Source organism: Campylobacter sp. MIT 12-8780, assembly GCF_006864535.1.
GTDB lineage: Bacteria > Campylobacterota > Campylobacteria > Campylobacterales > Campylobacteraceae > Campylobacter_D.
Genome location: NZ_QHLL01000006.1, coordinates 125,038 through 141,096, shown reverse-complemented (window position 1 = coordinate 141,096; position 16,059 = coordinate 125,038). Strand labels below are relative to the sequence as shown.

Annotated in this window: 13 protein-coding genes and 8 tRNA genes; 6 read left to right on the top strand and 15 right to left on the bottom strand. The window is 36.6% G+C overall.

Going from position 1 to position 16,059, the window contains the following annotated elements:
- Nucleotides 1-335 precede the first annotated feature (335 nt).
- Nucleotides 336-1,538 (top strand): tyrosine-type recombinase/integrase, encoded by a 1,203-nt coding sequence (locus tag DMB95_RS06260; protein ID WP_142931363.1) that lies wholly within the window; start codon nucleotides 336-338, stop codon nucleotides 1,536-1,538.
- Between the two features lie 183 nt (nucleotides 1,539-1,721).
- On the opposite strand, the gene guaA is transcribed toward DMB95_RS06260, so the two are convergent.
- From guaA to DMB95_RS06245, 3 genes are read right to left on the bottom strand one after another with little or no spacing between them, the layout of a single operon-like run.
- The gene (guaA, locus tag DMB95_RS06255; RefSeq protein WP_137633683.1) at nucleotides 1,722-3,254 is read right to left on the bottom strand and encodes a glutamine-hydrolyzing GMP synthase; all 1,533 of its coding nucleotides are present in this window, start codon (nucleotides 3,252-3,254) and stop codon (nucleotides 1,722-1,724) included.
- Nucleotides 3,254-3,814 (bottom strand): GNAT family N-acetyltransferase, encoded by a 561-nt coding sequence (locus DMB95_RS06250; protein ID WP_142931362.1) that lies wholly within the window; start codon nucleotides 3,812-3,814, stop codon nucleotides 3,254-3,256. Before DMB95_RS06250 ends, guaA begins: the two co-directional genes overlap by 1 nt.
- Nucleotides 3,815-3,818: 4 nt before the next feature.
- The gene (locus DMB95_RS06245) at nucleotides 3,819-4,010 is read right to left on the bottom strand and encodes a hypothetical protein (RefSeq protein ID WP_142931361.1); all 192 of its coding nucleotides are present in this window, start codon (nucleotides 4,008-4,010) and stop codon (nucleotides 3,819-3,821) included.
- A 57-nt stretch (nucleotides 4,011-4,067) separates the two neighbouring features.
- Here DMB95_RS06245 and DMB95_RS06240 point away from each other — a divergent pair, with 57 nt between their 5' ends.
- On the top strand, nucleotides 4,068-4,415 hold the full coding sequence (locus DMB95_RS06240; RefSeq protein ID WP_142931360.1) for a hypothetical protein: 348 nt from the start codon (nucleotides 4,068-4,070) through the stop codon (nucleotides 4,413-4,415).
- The gene (uvrC, locus tag DMB95_RS06235) at nucleotides 4,409-6,202 is read left to right on the top strand and encodes an excinuclease ABC subunit UvrC (protein ID WP_142931359.1); all 1,794 of its coding nucleotides are present in this window, start codon (nucleotides 4,409-4,411) and stop codon (nucleotides 6,200-6,202) included. Before DMB95_RS06240 ends, uvrC begins: the two co-directional genes overlap by 7 nt.
- 440 nt (nucleotides 6,203-6,642) lie before the next feature.
- Here the strand turns inward: uvrC and DMB95_RS06230 are convergent, their stop codons facing one another.
- On the bottom strand, nucleotides 6,643-8,346 hold the full coding sequence (locus DMB95_RS06230; RefSeq protein WP_142931358.1) for a flagellin: 1,704 nt from the start codon (nucleotides 8,344-8,346) through the stop codon (nucleotides 6,643-6,645).
- A gap of 660 nt (nucleotides 8,347-9,006) precedes the next feature.
- Here DMB95_RS06230 and DMB95_RS06225 point away from each other — a divergent pair.
- Complete coding sequence (locus DMB95_RS06225; RefSeq protein WP_442861449.1) at nucleotides 9,007-10,536, top strand: flagellin; 1,530 nt, start codon at nucleotides 9,007-9,009, stop codon at nucleotides 10,534-10,536.
- Nucleotides 10,537-10,642: 106 nt separating this feature from the next.
- Here the strand turns inward: DMB95_RS06225 and DMB95_RS06220 are convergent, their stop codons facing one another.
- The 11 genes from DMB95_RS06220 to DMB95_RS06170 form a co-directional block, all read right to left on the bottom strand.
- On the bottom strand, nucleotides 10,643-11,155 hold the full coding sequence (locus DMB95_RS06220; protein ID WP_142931356.1) for a GDYXXLXY domain-containing protein: 513 nt from the start codon (nucleotides 11,153-11,155) through the stop codon (nucleotides 10,643-10,645).
- Nucleotides 11,152-12,345, bottom strand: a complete 1,194-nt coding sequence (locus DMB95_RS06215; protein ID WP_142931355.1) for a DUF2157 domain-containing protein — start codon at nucleotides 12,343-12,345, stop codon at nucleotides 11,152-11,154. Before DMB95_RS06215 ends, DMB95_RS06220 begins: the two co-directional genes overlap by 4 nt.
- Nucleotides 12,342-12,869, bottom strand: a complete 528-nt coding sequence (locus DMB95_RS06210) for a DUF308 domain-containing protein (protein ID WP_142931354.1) — start codon at nucleotides 12,867-12,869, stop codon at nucleotides 12,342-12,344. Before DMB95_RS06210 ends, DMB95_RS06215 begins: the two co-directional genes overlap by 4 nt.
- Before the next feature lie 156 nt (nucleotides 12,870-13,025).
- Nucleotides 13,026-13,101: transfer RNA gene (locus DMB95_RS06205), tRNA-Lys, on the bottom strand.
- A 4-nt stretch (nucleotides 13,102-13,105) separates the two neighbouring features.
- Nucleotides 13,106-13,182, bottom strand: a tRNA-Asp gene (locus DMB95_RS06200).
- 86 nt (nucleotides 13,183-13,268) lie between these two features.
- Nucleotides 13,269-13,344, bottom strand: a tRNA-Val gene (locus DMB95_RS06195).
- A 9-nt stretch (nucleotides 13,345-13,353) separates the two neighbouring features.
- Nucleotides 13,354-13,429: transfer RNA gene (locus DMB95_RS06190), tRNA-Glu, on the bottom strand.
- A gap of 13 nt (nucleotides 13,430-13,442) precedes the next feature.
- Nucleotides 13,443-13,518, bottom strand: a tRNA-Lys gene (locus DMB95_RS06185).
- Between the two features lie 4 nt (nucleotides 13,519-13,522).
- A tRNA-Asp gene (locus DMB95_RS06180) sits at nucleotides 13,523-13,599 on the bottom strand.
- 87 nt (nucleotides 13,600-13,686) lie between these two features.
- A tRNA-Val gene (locus tag DMB95_RS06175) sits at nucleotides 13,687-13,762 on the bottom strand.
- A 5-nt stretch (nucleotides 13,763-13,767) separates the two neighbouring features.
- A tRNA-Lys gene (locus DMB95_RS06170) sits at nucleotides 13,768-13,843 on the bottom strand.
- A gap of 411 nt (nucleotides 13,844-14,254) precedes the next feature.
- Between DMB95_RS06170 and DMB95_RS06165 the strand changes: the two genes are divergently transcribed.
- Together DMB95_RS06165 and DMB95_RS06160 are read left to right on the top strand one after the other, a co-directional pair.
- Entirely contained in the window at nucleotides 14,255-15,271 is a 1,017-nt protein-coding gene (locus tag DMB95_RS06165) for an isopenicillin N synthase family dioxygenase (protein WP_142931373.1), read from the top strand.
- Entirely contained in the window at nucleotides 15,264-16,040 is a 777-nt protein-coding gene (locus DMB95_RS06160; protein WP_142931353.1) for a MetQ/NlpA family ABC transporter substrate-binding protein, read from the top strand. Before DMB95_RS06165 ends, DMB95_RS06160 begins: the two co-directional genes overlap by 8 nt.
- Nucleotides 16,041-16,059 lie beyond the last annotated feature (19 nt).

Sequence of the window (16,059 nt, the reverse complement as noted above, 5' to 3'; positions counted from 1 at the left end):
TTCTAAGACTTCGTTTCAAGTTTTTAGGCTTGAAAATTGAAAAGGAAATGAAATTATATACAAATAAGCTTAAAGTTTCATTAAATTTTGGTGGTTGGGAGGAGAGAGTTTGAAAAAATATTAAAAAATAAGGAAAACTAGGGGTTTGGTTGGATTGAGAATATTAACTTTATTTTTTGAAAGGGAGAGTGGTTTTATCGATGAGTTGATTTTAAGTGGATTTATTTTCGTTTTAAAGCAAATGAAAAGCTAAAAATTGAGCAGAATCGATAAAGAAAAATTTGAAAAATCAAAAACAAATGCGATCTTGAAAATAAAAATTTCAAGGAGAAAAAATGCTGAGTTGCAAAAAGATAAAGAGCTTGAAAGCAAAGGAAAAAAGGTATTTTGTCGCCGATCGTGATAATTTACTTTTGTGTGTATATCCAAGTGGAACAAAAACATTTTTTTATAATTTTAAATGTCCAAATAACAAATGCTTTAAAAGAATTTCACTTGGCAAATATCCACAAACAAGCCTCAAAGCCGCACGATACAAACGCTACACCTACAAAACAGCACTGCAACAAAATGCTAAAAAGAGTCAAAAAATCAGCTTTAAAAGCGTCGCGCTTGAAAAAATGTCTATCAAAAAAGATCAAATTGCGCCCAAAACACACGCTAGGCTTTTAAGTTTGCTTGAACGTTTTGCTTTTACAATCTTTGCAGACAAGGATATATCAAGCATTGAGATTGATGATATTTTGGTAAGTTTTGAACTGCTTAGAAAAAAAGGTTTGGGTGAAAGTGCAAATAAATTTTTTAGCATAATAAATGAAATTTTTCGCTTTGCTGAGCTTAAAAAACTCATCACAACCAACCCTTTAAATTCGCTTTTAAAAAAAGAACTTATCATCAAAAAACCCACAAAGCACCACCCAAGCTTTTATGATGAAAAAAATCTAAGCATTTTACTTCAAAAAATAGCCTCGTATCAAGGAAAATTAAGTCTTAAAATAGCCCTCATCATGGCTTTGCTTACCGCTCAAAGAAGCTTTAATATCAGGACTTGTTTATGGAGCGAGCTTGATCTAAAACGTCAAATTTGGATTATCCCGCAGCATAAAATGAAAGCCAAACGCATACTCATCTTGCCTTTAAGCGCACAAATTACAGAGCTTTTAACACTTTATAAAAGCACACAAATTCCTAAACGCGAAGCCGTTTTTCACAGCACAAAAACAAAAGATCAATTCATTGGCGAAAGTAGTATGAGAATGGTGCTAAGGGCGCTTGATTACTCAAATGATGAACTTAGCGTGCATGGCTTAAGAAGCACATTTAGCACGATCTGCCACGAAAAACGACAAATTCATAAGATAAATAGTGATATAATCGAACTTTGCCTCGCTCATAAAGAAAAAAATCAAGTCAAAGCAAGCTATAACCACGCCCTTTTCCAAAAAGAAAAGCAAGAACTTATGCAGTGGTGGGGCGATTATATAACTCAACTTGTGGATTGGGACTTGTTTTGCAAGAACTTATTTGCAAGACTTTAAAGCAAAAAAGCAAATTTAGCCTTATCTTTGTCATTGCAAGGCATAAGACGATGAAAAAAGCATTTGATGAAAATTAAAAAGCAAAGCTTTACCCTACATCGCAGTAAAGGAATGCTCTTTTCAGCTCGCATTCCTCTCATAAAATTGATAAATTTCAGCTTCACTAAAGACAAAATACCTCTCTTACTCCCACTCTATAGTCGCAGGTGGTTTTGAGCTTATATCATAGACTACGCGGTTTATACCCTCTACCTCGTTGATGATACGACGACTTATATTTTCTAGCAACTCATAAGGTAAATGTGCAAAAGTAGCTGTCATGCCATCGCTTGCATTTACTACCCTTACACACACTGCATTATCATAGGTGCGGTTATCGCCCATTACGCCCACACTTTTTACATTTAAAAGCACGCAAAAAGCTTGCCAGGTTTTATCATACCAGCCACTTGCTCTAAGCTCATCTTGCAAGATCACATCAGCCTTTCTTAAAAGCTCTAAGCTTGGTTCATTTACCTCGCCCATAATGCGTATAGCAAGCCCTGGTCCAGGAAAAGGATGACGATAGACTATATCCTTGCTTAGTCCTAGCTCAAGCCCTAAGGCACGCACTTCATCTTTAAAGATTTCTTTTAAAGGCTCGATGAGTTTTAAATTCATCTTTTCAGGTAAGCCGCCTACATTGTGGTGTGATTTTATGGTTTTTGACGCTCCTATGACAGAACTTTCTATGATGTCAGTATAAAGTGTGCCTTGAGCGAGGTATTTTACATCTTTGTGCTTTAAAGCTTCTGCCTCAAAGACTTCTATGAAGGTGTTGCCTATGATCTTTCTTTTAGCTTCTGGATCAAGCACGCCTTTTAAACGTTCTAAAAAAAGCTTACTTGCATCTATGCTGATAAGATCAATTCCTAGCCTTTTAAACATAGCCTCAACTTGTTCTTTTTCCCCACTTCTTAAAAGTCCATTATCCACAAAAACAACGATGAGCTGATCCTTAATCGCACTTGCAAGCAAAGCAGCCACCACAGAACTATCCACGCCCCCACTTACTGCACAAAGCACCTTATCGTTTTTAACTTCTTCTTTGATCTTTTGAGTTTGAGTTTTTGCAAAGCTTCCCATATTCCATATGCTTTCACACTCACAAGCGTATTTTGCAAAATTTTTAAGTATGCTTTTACCAAATTCGCTGTGTTGCACTTCAGGGTGAAACTGCAAGGCGTAAAATCTTCTTTTTTCATCGCCAAAAACGCAAAATGGGCTATTTTCACTCGTAGCAAGCACTTCAAAGCCAGCAGGGAGGTTTTCTACCTTATCAGAATGACTCATCCAAACGATTTGTTTTTTAGGTAAATTTTTAAATAAAGCATTATCCTTGATGATGTCAATATGAGCCTTTCCATACTCTTTATGCCCAGCAGGAGCAACGCTTGAGTTAAAATGATGTGCCATAAGTTGCATACCATAACAAATTCCAAGCACAGGTAAGCCAAGCTCAAACACGCCCTTATCGCAAAAATACGCATCATTTGCATACACGCTTGCTGGTCCTCCGCTTAAAATAATGCCCTTTGGCTCTTTTGCTTTTATATCTTCTAAACTCACATTAAAGGGCAAAATTTCAGCATACACGCCTTGTTCTCTTAGTCTTCTTGCGATGAGTTGGGTGTATTGTGAGCCAAAATCAAGCACCAAAATGTCTGCTTTTTTCATCATTTCTCCTTTGTATGTTCAAGCTTAAAAACAAGCTCATTTTTTTCTAAAGTGTTTTTACCTATCTCTTGCATGCCAAGCTTTTTTGCAAGTTTAATCGAGGCAGTATTATTAGCACTAATTAAAGCATAAATTTGCTTAAGATTAAGTATATTAAAAGCATATTCACAACATACTTTTGTGCTTTCAAAGGCATAATTTTGTCCCCAAAACTGCGTGCTAAAGACATAACCAAGCTCGACTATGCGTTCTTTAAAGGCATTTTCTAAGCGGATAAACTCATAATTTAAACCCACACAGCCCATTAAAACTTGACTTTTTTTGTTAAAAACTCCAAATTTACAAAAGCCATCAAGCTTAAAACACTGCATTTGAAACAAAAGCCATTCTTTGCTTTCAGCCTCGCTAAAGCCATGTCCCCAGCTATACATTACCCTTTCATCGCTTAAAATTTCATGCAAAGCCTTAAAATCATCTTCTACCAAAACCCTTGCGTAAGTGCGTTTGCTTTCAAAGACTATACTTGCTTTATCAGTATTGAAATGTATTTTTTCGCCCATAAGCTTACCAGCGATTGAGGTTTTTATAAGGTTTTATCTCTTTTACTGAACCATTTTCATCAAGCACGCTATAGCTTGGATCGCCTTTGTATCCACAAGCTACAAAAAAGATTAAGCAAAAAAATGCTATAATGAACTTATGAAAAAACTCAAGCCAGCTAGCTCTATCATCGCTTCTCTTTGTCAAGAACGACATTTTGCCCCTTTGAAAAGGAATTTTTATTGTAAAGATTTTTTAAGTCTTTTAAGCCCAATGCACCAGAATTTAATCTCAAAAATTTTCATCAAAAAACAGCTTCTTATCATACTCACAAAAAGCAATGTTGGCTATCAAGAATTAAACCATGATAATACCAAAAAAAGCATTAAAAAACTCATAAAAATTTATGCAAATACAAATTCTTTAAGTGATTTTGATCAGATAAATGAGCTAAAAATCCTTACAGATAGGAATTTCAAGCTTCCCACAAAAAGCGCTAAAAAAAAGAAATTTTTTCTTGAGCTTTCAAAGGGAGAGTTTAAAAACACCTGCAAAAACGAACTTTTATATCGAGGTTTTGAGGACTTAAGAGCAGTGATAAAAGGCACAAAAGTATGCTAGAAGCTGAGCTTAAAAATCTTGAGGAAAAAAGCGGAGTATATCAGTTTTTCTCAAGTGAAGGCAAACTTTTATATGTAGGTAAGGCTAAAAATCTCAAAAACCGCGTCAGAAGTTATTTTACTTTCACCCCACAGCTTGCGCCAAATCCTAAAAATTCCCTACGCATTCAAAAAATGATTAGCGAAGCTACTCATCTTGAGTATATCACTACTAGTTCAGAAGCTGACGCGCTCATACTTGAAAACTCCTTTATCAAACAGCTACGTCCCAAATACAATATCTTATTAAGAGATGATAAAACTTATCCTTATATCTATATAGATTTAAACGAAAGCTTTGCTATGCCAAAGATCACAAGAAAGATTATTAAAAAGCCAAAGATTAAGTATTTTGGACCCTTTTTCAAAGGCGCAAGAGAGCTTTTAAATGCCTTGTATCTTAGCTTTAAACTCAAACAAAAAAGTTCGTGTAAAAAGGCGTGTATTTTTTATCAAATTTCGCGTTGTCTTGCACCTTGTGAGGGCAAGATCACCCAAGCAGAATACGAAAAAATCCTCAAATCAGCCATAAACGCCCTTTTAAATCCGCACATACTCATTAAAAACCTAGAGCAAAAAATGCTTCTTTACGCACAAAATGAAAACTACGAAGAAGCTGCTAAACTAAGAGATAGCATACAAACTATAAAAGATTTAGAAGTTAAAATCGAACTTGATATAGCTAGACTTGAGGACTTTGATATCTTTGCTTTAGCCTTTGAAGGCTCTTTGCTCGCAACCCAACGTTTTGTCGTGCAAAATGGCAAGATCATCGCTTCAAAAAATAAAATCATCGCCCTAAAAAGCGATGAGTTACCAGATATAAACGAAATTTATAAGCAATTTATACTTGAAAACTTTAGCCCAGATACACCTTTAAGCTCATCAAGCATTTATGTGGCTGATGAGTTTGAGGATATGGCTTTGCTTGAGGATTTGCTAAGCTTAAGATTTAATAAAAAAATTCATATCAAACACCCAAAAATAGGCGAAAAAAAGCGAATTTGTGATCTAGGGGTTAAAAATGCTTTGATTAATCTTAAAAATTCTCAAAAGCAAAACGAGTTTAGCTTGCAAAAAGAGTTAAAAGACTTTTTTGACTTAGAGCATTTACCACAAAATATAGAAGTGTTTGATAACTCTCACATGCAAGGCAGTGCAAGTGTTGGGGCGATGATCGCTTTTTGTCAAAATGGCTTTGAAAAAAACCACTACCGCCATTTTCATCTTAAATACAGCAATGATTATGAGCAAATGCGTGAAGTGCTTACGAGAAGGGCTTTAGACTTTGATAAACTTAGCCCACCTGATCTTTGGCTTATCGATGGGGGCAAGGCTTTGCTTGATTTAGCCCTTGAAATTTTACAAAGTAGTGGAGCAAATGTTGATGTCTTAACTATCTCAAAAGAAAAAATTGACGCAAAAGCTTACAGAGCAAAGGGCAGTGCAAGGGATAAAATTTATAGCAAAAAGCAGGTTTTTAACCTAAGCACTGAGGATAAAAAACTTCAGTTTTTACAAAAACTTCGCGATGAAGCCCACCGCTTTGCGATTTCTTTTCATCAAAACACGAAGAGAAAAAGGGACTTGCAAAGCTCAAAGCTTGAAAATTTAGGCTTAAGTAAGGCTGAAATTCAAAAAGCCTTAAATCATTTTGGGGATTTTGAAAGCATACACAAGGCAAGCTTTGAAGAGCTTGAAGAGTTCTGTGGCTTGAAAATAGCTCAAAAGCTTAAACCAAATTTGTAAAACAAATCAAACCCAATACAACCAACCTTTAAGCATAAATTTATCACAATGGTATCGTTTAAGTGCTTAACTTCTTTTCGGTGTGGAAAGGAGGCAGGTAATGAATAGGATTTTAAATGTTCTTATTTTGATCCTGTTGCTAGCCAAAGAGCTTTTGTGGCTCATTAACTAGCTTAACTTAATTCTTCACCAATCATTTTAGCTCAACCCCGCTTAAGCATAACTTAAACACAGCTGTAAAGCTTTTAAAAATCACACTGCAAAGAAGCTTTGTGCGGGGGCGGTGTTTGCTGATTATAAAAAGACTGCGAAAAGCAAAAAAAGATGATTGATACAATTTCAAAAGAAAAAACCACAAAGAAACTCAAGTTTGAATAAAAATTTAAAACAAGAAAGAGTTTAAACTCCTCGCAAGGTTGCGAGGAGAGTTTTAAGAAAAACTATTGGAGTAATCTTAAAACATTTTGTTGTGCTGCATTGGCTTGAGCTAGAGCATAACTACCACTTTGAGCAAGTATGTTTGCTTTAGAGTAGTTTGCTGATTCACTTGCAAAATCCACATCTCTTATGGTTGATTCAGCAGATTTTAAATTCACTTGTGTTGTAGTGATATTGTTGATCGTTTTTTCGATTTGTTGTTGCACTGAACCTATATCTGCTCTAATGGTGTCAAGGTTTGCGATAGCAGTTTCTGCTATATCCATAACAGCCATTGCACCTTTTAGGGTGGTTACGCCTGCGGTTTGATCAGCGACATTAAACACAGAAGTTTTAACAGTCGCTGTTTGTGAAAGTCCTGAACCAGTAGAGAAACCTGAACCAGCAGAGGTGTTATATGCGTTTGAGTATGCTGAGATAAAGACAGCCCCTTCAGCTAAGATAGTAGAAAAGTTTTGGTTACTACCTATAGAAAAGCCTGAACCAGCAGAGAAACCACTACCAGCTGCTGACATGAAAGCAGCGAGTGCTTGAGTGATCACTTTCTTACCTTTGCCATCAGCATAAAATCCCATAGCATCAGCAGTTTCAGAATCTATAGTGCCTTTACTATCCCTTAAAGAAACAGAAGTTTGAGAGACAAATCCAGCATCAAAGCCAAAGCCTGTTCCTGAGATAGCGATGTCTTGTCCATTGTTTTTCACAAGACTAAGACGACCATAGTTGCTATACATAGTACCACCTACGACGCCAGAACCCTTACCTATACTACCAGCTGTAATAACAATACCTCTACCATCATTTGACTTCATTACAAGTTTACCAAATTCATCAAGGCTTGCTTCAACACCTGTAGTATCTTTTACAGCATTGATCGCAGCAACCAAAGAGCCGTTTTTATCGCCATCTTCGTATCTCACAGCACCTATGACTGTGCCATTGATTGCAAAATCAGCACTTGTAGTATCGCCTTGAATCGCATAAAGCCCTGTAGTAGTTACATTGTAGCTTGCACGAACACCTGTTCTATCAGAAACTCTGTTAATCTCTTCAGCTAAAGCTCCAACGCCTGTTCCAACGCTGTATGAAATTTGCACTTCAGCAAAGTCAAAATCATCTATACCATTGTAATTAAGTATAGTAAGATTGGCTGCACCTGCAGCAGTGATTTGAGCTCCTGTCTCAAAACGAGTTACCCCAATCTTACTTGATTGAGTTGAACCTATAGTTGCTTTGATAGTTTGATTTGACTGCGCGCCGATTTGGAATTCTTGATTAGTAAAACCACCAGAAAGCAATTGCTTACCATTGAAAGAAGTGGTGTTAGCGATATTGTCTAATTCTTCCATAAGGCGGTTGATGTCTGCTTGAAGCATATTTCTTGTTTTAGTGCTTTGTCCATCTTGAGCCGCTTGAGTAGCTTTAGTTTTAATCGCATCAAGAATTTTTGTTTGTTCGTCCATCGCTTTATCAGCAGTTTGCAAAAGTGAATTTGCATCGTTACCATTGTTGATAGCTTGTCCCAAAGTAGAAGCTTGAGTGCGAAGTTGATCAGCAATTGCCAAACCAGACGCATCATCTTTTGCGGAGTTTATTCTAAGACCAGTAGAAAGTCTTTCCAAAGAAGTACTTAAACTTCTTGAGTTAGCTGTAACACTTGCGGTTGCGTTAAGTGCTGACACATTGGTGTTAATACGAAATGACATTTTAAATCCTTTTAAAGTGAAATCAACGAATTCCTTTCGTTGTTACAAGCTATATCGTTAGCTTTGAAAAAAAGTTTATACTTTGTTGATAAAAAATTTGTATTTTTTGTGAGGTGGATTGTTTTGCTTTGCTTGTAATGATAAATTTAAGGTTTGTCCCGAAGCCTGCCCCTCTTCGGTAGGTGTTTTTTGCTTAAGCTAAGGTTAAGGCAGGTTTGCTATAATCTTAATTGGTTTTTTTAGAGGTGGTTTAGGAGCCATAAAAGCTCCTTCGCCACAAGTAAAGTCAGTATCAAGATATTTAAAATTTTCAACTTCATCTACTTTGTCCCCTTTTCCCCAACCGAAAAGAGTAACCATTTACACTTAAGTTAGTTTGATTATACTTTATTTTTGCTTATGGGGTATTTAAAAGAGATTTTATCTTTTGGCTCAAATTTTTTGTATCCAAAATGAAAGCGAGATATTGACTTTTGAATTGACTTTTTCTTTTATGGCAAATGGTGATTTGAGGGGAAATTTAGAGCTGGGCTTTTAGCTGTTTGAAAGAAATTTTATTGACTTTTGTATTGACTTTTTGAAAACTTTGTCCTTAAATTTGGGCTTTAAGGCTATAAAACGACGCTTAGAATAAACTCCGCAAAAGACGATGCGTCTGGTTTGGCAATTGCTGATCAACTTCGCACTCAAGCTTCTACTTTGGGACAAGCTATCAACAATGGTAACGATGCAAATTCACTTTTGCAAACTGCTGATAAAGCGATGGACGAACAAACAAAAATTCTTGATGCGATTAAAACTAAAGCTACTCAAGCGGCTCAAGATGGACAAAGCACTAAAACAAGAAATATGCTTCAAGCAGACATCAACCGCCTTATGGAAGAACTAGACAATATCGCCAACACCACTTCTTTCAATGGTAAGCAATTGCTTTCTGGTGGTTTTACTAATCAAGAATTTCAAATTGGTTCTCAATCAAACCAAACCATCAAAGCAAGTATAGGTTCAACTCAAAGTTCAAAAATCGGTGTAACTCGTTTTGAGACAGGAGCAAAGATAACCGCTGCTGGTAACGCTCAAATCACCATTAAAAACTATAATGGTATCTCAGACTTTAAATTCAACGAAGTTGCGATTTCTTATAGTATCAACACAGGTATTGGGGCCTTAGCTGAAGAGATCAACAAATCCACCGATAAAACAGGCATTCGTGCAAGCTTTAAGGTAACTACTACAGGAGCTTATGCTATAAAAGGTGGAAATACAAGCGATGATTTTGCGATCAATGGCGTAACTATAGGTAGGATTGATTACAAAGATGGCGATGAAAACGGCTCTTTAGTCCAAGCAATCAATGCTGTAAAAGATACAACAGGCGTTGATGCAAGCCTTGATGCAAATGGACGCATCGTGCTTGACTCTAAAGATGGTAGAGGCATATTCATTGAAGGTAATATGGGTGCTGGTTCTGGTGTGGGCACAGCCATGAATGTGAATTTTGGACGCCTTAGCCTTGTGAAAAACAATGGACAAGATATCGTTATCTCAGGAACTGCTTCGGCTATAGGTTTTGCTAATATCACTGATGTTTCTCAAGCTTCTGTTTCTTTAAGAGAAAGTAAAGGTATCATCGGTGTGTATGAAGCTGATGCTATGGGCTTTAATGGGGATAGATTTGGGAAATTATTTTTCTCTTCAGCTTCTGCTGCGGGAATTCAATTCAGTGTTGGTATGAATGTCACAACCATAACAGGTTTTTCTGCTGCAGGTGCTTTAGGCCAAGGTGGCTTTGTATATAGCCAATCTTTAACTGCCATGGTGCATTCAGTTACAGGACAACTTAACACCAGTATTGCTTATACTGCAGGTGCAAACCTTGTAGATCAAACCGCAGGCGTAACCACCCTAAAAGGTGCAATGGCTGTTATGGATATAGCAGAAACTGCTATCGCAAACCTTGACACCATTAGAGCAGATATAGGTTCAGTGCAACAACAAATCGAAAAAACGATCAACAATATCACTACAACACAAGTGAATTTAAAATCTGCTGAATCAACCATAAGAGATGTGGATTTTGCAAGTGAATCAGCAAACTACTCTAAAGCAAACATACTTGCTCAAAGTGGTAGTTATGCTCTAGCTCAAGCCAATGCAGCACAACAAAATGTTTTAAGATTACTTCAATAGTTTTTTTCTTAAAACTCTCCTCGCAACCTTGCGAGGAGTTTAAACTCTTTCTTGTTTTAAATTTTCATTCAAACTTGTAAAAACTTAAATAACTTGCTTTATAAATCTACTCATCTATAAGCTCAAGATGAACAATCCTTGCTTTGCCATTAAGCACTTTGAGGCTAACAAGGGTTTTTTGTGTGATGAGTTTTTTCTCTAAAATTTCAGCTTCTTTTTTAGGTAAAAAATACCGCTCTATGCCAAATTTTGAAGCATAAATATTCTCTGGAGTGTATTTAGAGATTGTGTATTTAGAAGTGATAAAAAGCTCGTTGTTTGTGGGTTTTTTATCGCTAAGTGTGAGTGTGAAAATACCATCTTGATTTTCATCTTTTAAAAGAGCATAAAAATGCTTTTTGTCAGAATTTGAAGGAAAGTCTTTTGTGATATTTTCATCTTTTTTAAACTCATACTCAAGCAAAACATAATTTCCAGTGAGTAAATCCCTTGGATCAACGCCCCTTGCAATCACCTTTACTTCAGTGCCAAAAAATACTACTGCATAAGCATTTATAAACATTGCGGCGATGAGAGCAAATTGTAAAATAAAAACAAAAATGATAAATTTACTTTTCATAAAATCCTGCCTTTATTTTGTTTGAGTTTTTTCAAGCCAAGAAAGGCAAAGATAACAAGAGCAAAAAGCAAGAAAATCGCACTTGCGCCTAGATAATCCCCTATCAAATCAACATAGCGGATAAATGCCAAAGCCAAAATGTCAAAAAGTCCAAGCCACAAATGCCCTTTTGTCAGCAAATACACACCTAAAACCAAGCTTGCAAAGGAAGCAATAAGCGTTACAAACGCACTTGGCATACAAAGCAAAATCAATACAACAAGAGCTAGAAAAGCTAAAAAATACCGCTTTAAAAGCAAATTTAAGATCAATAAAAAGCTAAGAAGCCAGCAAAATAAGTTTTCTTTAAAGATACGCACAATAGTATCAAAAGTATAAACAAAATCAAAATTTGCAAGATCAAAACCTTCCATACTTGAAGCCAAAAACACAAGTATAAGCATAAAAAAGGCGAGATTTTCATGACTTTTAAGGCTTAAAAATACCAAAGCAAAACAAGTAAGATAAGGAAAATAAATATAAAATGAGCCAAAATAAGCACTCAAACCATCTAATAAAACAGGCGAAAAATACACATACGCGCACAGGCTAAAAAAGTTGAAAAAAGCAAGAAATTTAGAATTTTTAAAAGCATTAACAACAAAACTTATCAGCACAAAAATGATAAAAAATGAAGAGAAAGCAAACTCATCAAAACCCAAGCAAAAATACACCAAAGCAAAAGCAAGACTTTGAATAAACACCAAAAAGCTTTTTAACGCCCAAGCTTGCAGTAAAGTAAGCAAAGCAACGCTTAAAAAAGCTAAAGGCGTGTTATCACCTAGATGATAAATTTGAGAAAGTAAGGCAAGATTAGCAAGCAAAACAAAGTTACTTAAGATCGCAAAAGCATTGATAAAAGCCTTAGTTTTACTGAGATACACGCCAAGTTGAGAACACAAAAGCAAGGCTAAAAGTAGGCTTGTTTTTATCAAATTTGAAAGCTCTTGCCAATTATACGCGACAAGCAAAAGCAAAGCTAGCGCCACAAAAACAAAGCCAAGCACCAAAAGCAAGGCTGTGTTTTTGTCTTTTTTATCCTCATAAGCACTTAGCAAAAGCTCGCTTTGAGCCTTGCTTAAAAGCCCTTTTGCTTGAAGTTTTTCAAACTCACTTTTTAAAAATGCAAATTTATTTAACGCAAAAATCATTGCAAGATCTTTTTCACACCAAAATACCCAAAAAGGCTCGCAAGCCCAAAGCTAAAGATCATCAAAGCGATCATAAAGCCTATGGTAATGCCAGCTATATTTGGATAGATGATAAAGATGAGCGAGATGATGATATTAAGCAATGCAAGCACAAGCAAGCCTACCCAGCCAAGTCCTCGTTTTTTAAGCTCAAAAACATAACTCAAGCTTAAAATTCCTCTAAACATACTCATAAATGCCACAATCATCACTATAGTTATACTTGTAAATTCTAAACCCAAGCCGATAAAGATAATGGCAAATAAAAAGCTCATCAAAGCATCAAAAAGTATGAAATTTGCCCCTGAAAAATCCTTAAACGAAAAATAATAAAAAAGCTTAGAAATTCCGCTTAAAATCAGCAAAAATGGCAAAAATACCACAAAACTTGCAAATACCTCAAGAGGCATAAACAACCCCGCAAAACCTACCAAAGCAATAATGCTTGAAAAAATAATCCAGCAAATACTCATAAAAACTTGCATTGCTTACCTTTCATTTTGACTTAAATTTTTTGTCTATTATAAAGAAAATCTTTGAAAAAAAGCTGAATTTGGTATTTTTAATACAAAGCGTTTTGTGATTTTGCTAAAAATCTTAAATTTTAAGTTTGTTTTGTGTGATTGCAAATAGCTTATATGTGGTGTCCCCTGTTGGGATCGAACCAACGACCACCTGATTAAGAGTCAGATGCTCTACCAGCTGAGCTAAGGAGACAAAGTGGCGCAGCGGACGGGGCTCGAACCCGCGACCTCCGCCGTGACAGGGCGGCATTCTAACCAGCTGAACTACCGCTGCGTACTAGATAACTGAAAACGGAATTTGGAGTGCGGAAGTTATGGTTTTTTTACCTTTATCCGCTTTCTGCATTCTGCTTTCCGTAATGGTGGTCGCTATAAGACTCGAACTTATGACATCCACCTTGTAAGGGTGGCGCTCTACCAACTGAGCTAAGCGACCAAAATATTTTGGCGACCCCTAGAGGATTTGAACCCCTGTTACCAAACAGAGAATTTGGTGTCCTGGACCGCTAGACGAAAGGGTCAAAGCCCTAAAAATGGTGTCCCGTGTTGGATTCGAACCAACGGCCCCCTCCTTAAAAGGGAGATGCTCTACCGGCTGAGCTAACGAGACAAAGTGGCGCAGCGGACGGGGCTCGAACCCGCGACCTCCGCCGTGACAGGGCGGCATTCTAACCAGCTGAACTACCGCTGCGTACTAGATAACTGAAAACGGAATTTAGAGTGCGGAAAATATGGTTTTTACCTTTATCCGCTTTCTACATTCTGCTTTCTGTAATGGTGGTGGTCGCTATAAGACTCGAACTTATGACATCCACCTTGTAAGGGTGGCGCTCTACCAACTGAGCTAAGCGACCAAAAATGGTGTCCCGTGTTGGATTCGAACCAACGGCCCCCTCCTTAAAAGGGAGATGCTCTACCGGCTGAGCTAACGAGACGAGATTAAAAATAAATTGTGATTATGCCAAAATTACCCTATTTTTGTCAAGGGGTAAAGCAAGATTATAAAAAAGAAAATCTTTTGCTTGGTGTTTTTATTTTATTTAAGCTTTTTATAAGGAAAATGAAGCTAACATTTCGCAATTTATCTTCAAAAGAAAGGACTTAGGACTCTATGCAAAATTTAGTATCATTTTTCATAATGTGCCAAATGTGCGTGATGCGTAGCTAAATAAGTCTTTGGTGGCAACGCTTCCTTAGGCTTAGGCGGATAAGGAAGCAAGAGAAGCCATAGTTTTCTTTCTTAAATTTAACTTCACTTTTTACACTTTCTTATCCTTTGTTTGAGTTTTTTGCCTTTTTTGGCATTTCATTTTTTCATCACAATAAAGGAAAAGCATATGAAAACTATAGATTTACCCAAAATCTCTTTACAAAACTTCAATACAAATGACGCTCAAGCCTTTGAAATACTTCGCAAGGTTTCAAGGGAGATTGGCACTTTTTATCTTGTTGATCATGGCATTGATCTAAAACTCATCAAAGAGCTTTTCAAGCTTTCAAAAGAATTTTTTGCCCTGCCAAAAGTGCAAAAAGAAGCTATAAGCATGATACATTCACCTCAATTTAGAGGCTACTCAAGCGAGGGTGGCGAATACACTGATGGGGGTAAGGATTATAGAGAACAGCTTGACATAGGCACAGCCAGAAAGCCTTTTAAATGGGATTTAAATTCGCCCTTATGGCAAAGACTTGAGGGCGAAAATCTCTTTCCTAAAGAACTGCCCGAGCTTAAAAATATCTTTGAAGAGTATCAAAGACAAAGCAATAAAGCTTGCCTTAAGCTTTTAAGAGCTTTTGCAAGAGCCTTAGAGCTTCCAAGCACAGCCTTTGATGAGCTTTATGGCTTAAATTCATACGAACATTACAAAATCATTCACTATCCAGCCGCAAACGCAGTCAAAGGCTCAACTCAAGGCGTAGGCGCTCATAAAGACGGAGGCTTGCTTACCTTTGTGCTTCAAGACAAACAAAGTGGCTTGGAAGGATTTGTCAATGGCAAATGGTTTGAAGTGCCACCACTTGAAGGCTCTGTGGTGGTAAATATCGGCGAGTTTTTAGAAATGGCGACAAATGGCTACTTAAAAGCTACCATTCATCGCGTGAGTCTTACTCACAAAGAAAGATTTAGCATAGCGTATTTTTTAGGCGTGCAACTTGATAAAGAAATTCCTATCTTTAAGCTTAAAGATGAGTTTGCTAAAGAAGCAAAAGGCGTAGATACTGATCCTAAAAATCCGCTTTTAAGAAATGTGGCAGAAAATTATTTTAAAAGAATGCTTAGAAGCCACCCTGATGTTGCAAAAGCTCATCATAGCGATTTGCTTGATAGATTTAACTTTACTAAGGAGGTGGTAAATGCTTAAGTTTAATGTTTTTGTTTTTATTTTAGCTATTTTTAGCACTATAAATACAGCTTTGGCTCTTGAACCTTTAAAGGTTGGGGCTGTGCCAACGCCTCATGCTCTTATCTTAGAACAAATCAAGCCTGAACTTGAAAAAGAAGGTTATGTGCTTGAAATTTTTGAATTTACTGATGGGGTGCAACCAAATATCGCTACTGATAATGGCTCTCTTGATGCAAATTATTTTCAGCACAAGCCTTATTTAACCGAGTTTAACAAGGCTCATAATACCAAGCTTGTAGCAGTTTCAAGCATTCATCTTGAACCTATGGGCGTGTATTCAAATAAATTTAAAGAATTTAAGCCTCAAAAAGGTGCGAGGGTTGCTATACCAAATAATCCTACCAATGAAGCAAGAGCCTTGCAAATCCTTGCTAGCACAGGCATAATCAAGCTTAAAAAAAGCGAGCTTGCTACCCCACTTGACATAAGTGAAAACACACTTGAGCTTAAATTCGTAGAAATTAAAGACGCTCAACTTGTAAGAAGCCTTGAAGATGTGGATTTTGCGGTGATTAATGGAAATTTTGCCCTACAAGCTGGTTTTAATCCAGCCAAAGATGCCCTTGTGCTTGAAAGTACGCAAAGTGAGTATGCAAACTATGTTGTAGTAAAACAAGGCAATGAAAAAAGCCCTAAAACTCAAGCTCTTATCAAAGCTTTGCAAACTGAGAAAATAAAAGCTTATATCAATGCCAACTTCAAAGGCGCAGTGATACCAACTTTTTAAAAGAAAATAAAGGAAAAAT

Coding starts and splice junctions, on each gene's coding strand:
- DMB95_RS06260 (WP_142931363.1), top strand. CDS start 336: ATGCTGAGTTGCAAAAAGATAAAGAGCTTGAAAGCAAAGGAAAAAAGG.
- guaA (WP_137633683.1), bottom strand. CDS start 3,254: ATGAAAAAAGCAGACATTTTGGTGCTTGATTTTGGCTCACAATACACC.
- DMB95_RS06250 (WP_142931362.1), bottom strand. CDS start 3,814: ATGGGCGAAAAAATACATTTCAATACTGATAAAGCAAGTATAGTCTTT.
- DMB95_RS06245 (WP_142931361.1), bottom strand. CDS start 4,010: ATGTCGTTCTTGACAAAGAGAAGCGATGATAGAGCTAGCTGGCTTGAG.
- DMB95_RS06240 (WP_142931360.1), top strand. CDS start 4,068: ATGCACCAGAATTTAATCTCAAAAATTTTCATCAAAAAACAGCTTCTT.
- uvrC (WP_142931359.1), top strand. CDS start 4,409: ATGCTAGAAGCTGAGCTTAAAAATCTTGAGGAAAAAAGCGGAGTATAT.
- DMB95_RS06230 (WP_142931358.1), bottom strand. CDS start 8,346: ATGTCATTTCGTATTAACACCAATGTGTCAGCACTTAACGCAACCGCA.
- DMB95_RS06220 (WP_142931356.1), bottom strand. CDS start 11,155: ATGAAAAGTAAATTTATCATTTTTGTTTTTATTTTACAATTTGCTCTC.
- DMB95_RS06215 (WP_142931355.1), bottom strand. CDS start 12,345: ATGATTTTTGCGTTAAATAAATTTGCATTTTTAAAAAGTGAGTTTGAA.
- DMB95_RS06210 (WP_142931354.1), bottom strand. CDS start 12,869: ATGCAAGTTTTTATGAGTATTTGCTGGATTATTTTTTCAAGCATTATT.
- DMB95_RS06160 (WP_142931353.1), top strand. CDS start 15,264: ATGCTTAAGTTTAATGTTTTTGTTTTTATTTTAGCTATTTTTAGCACT.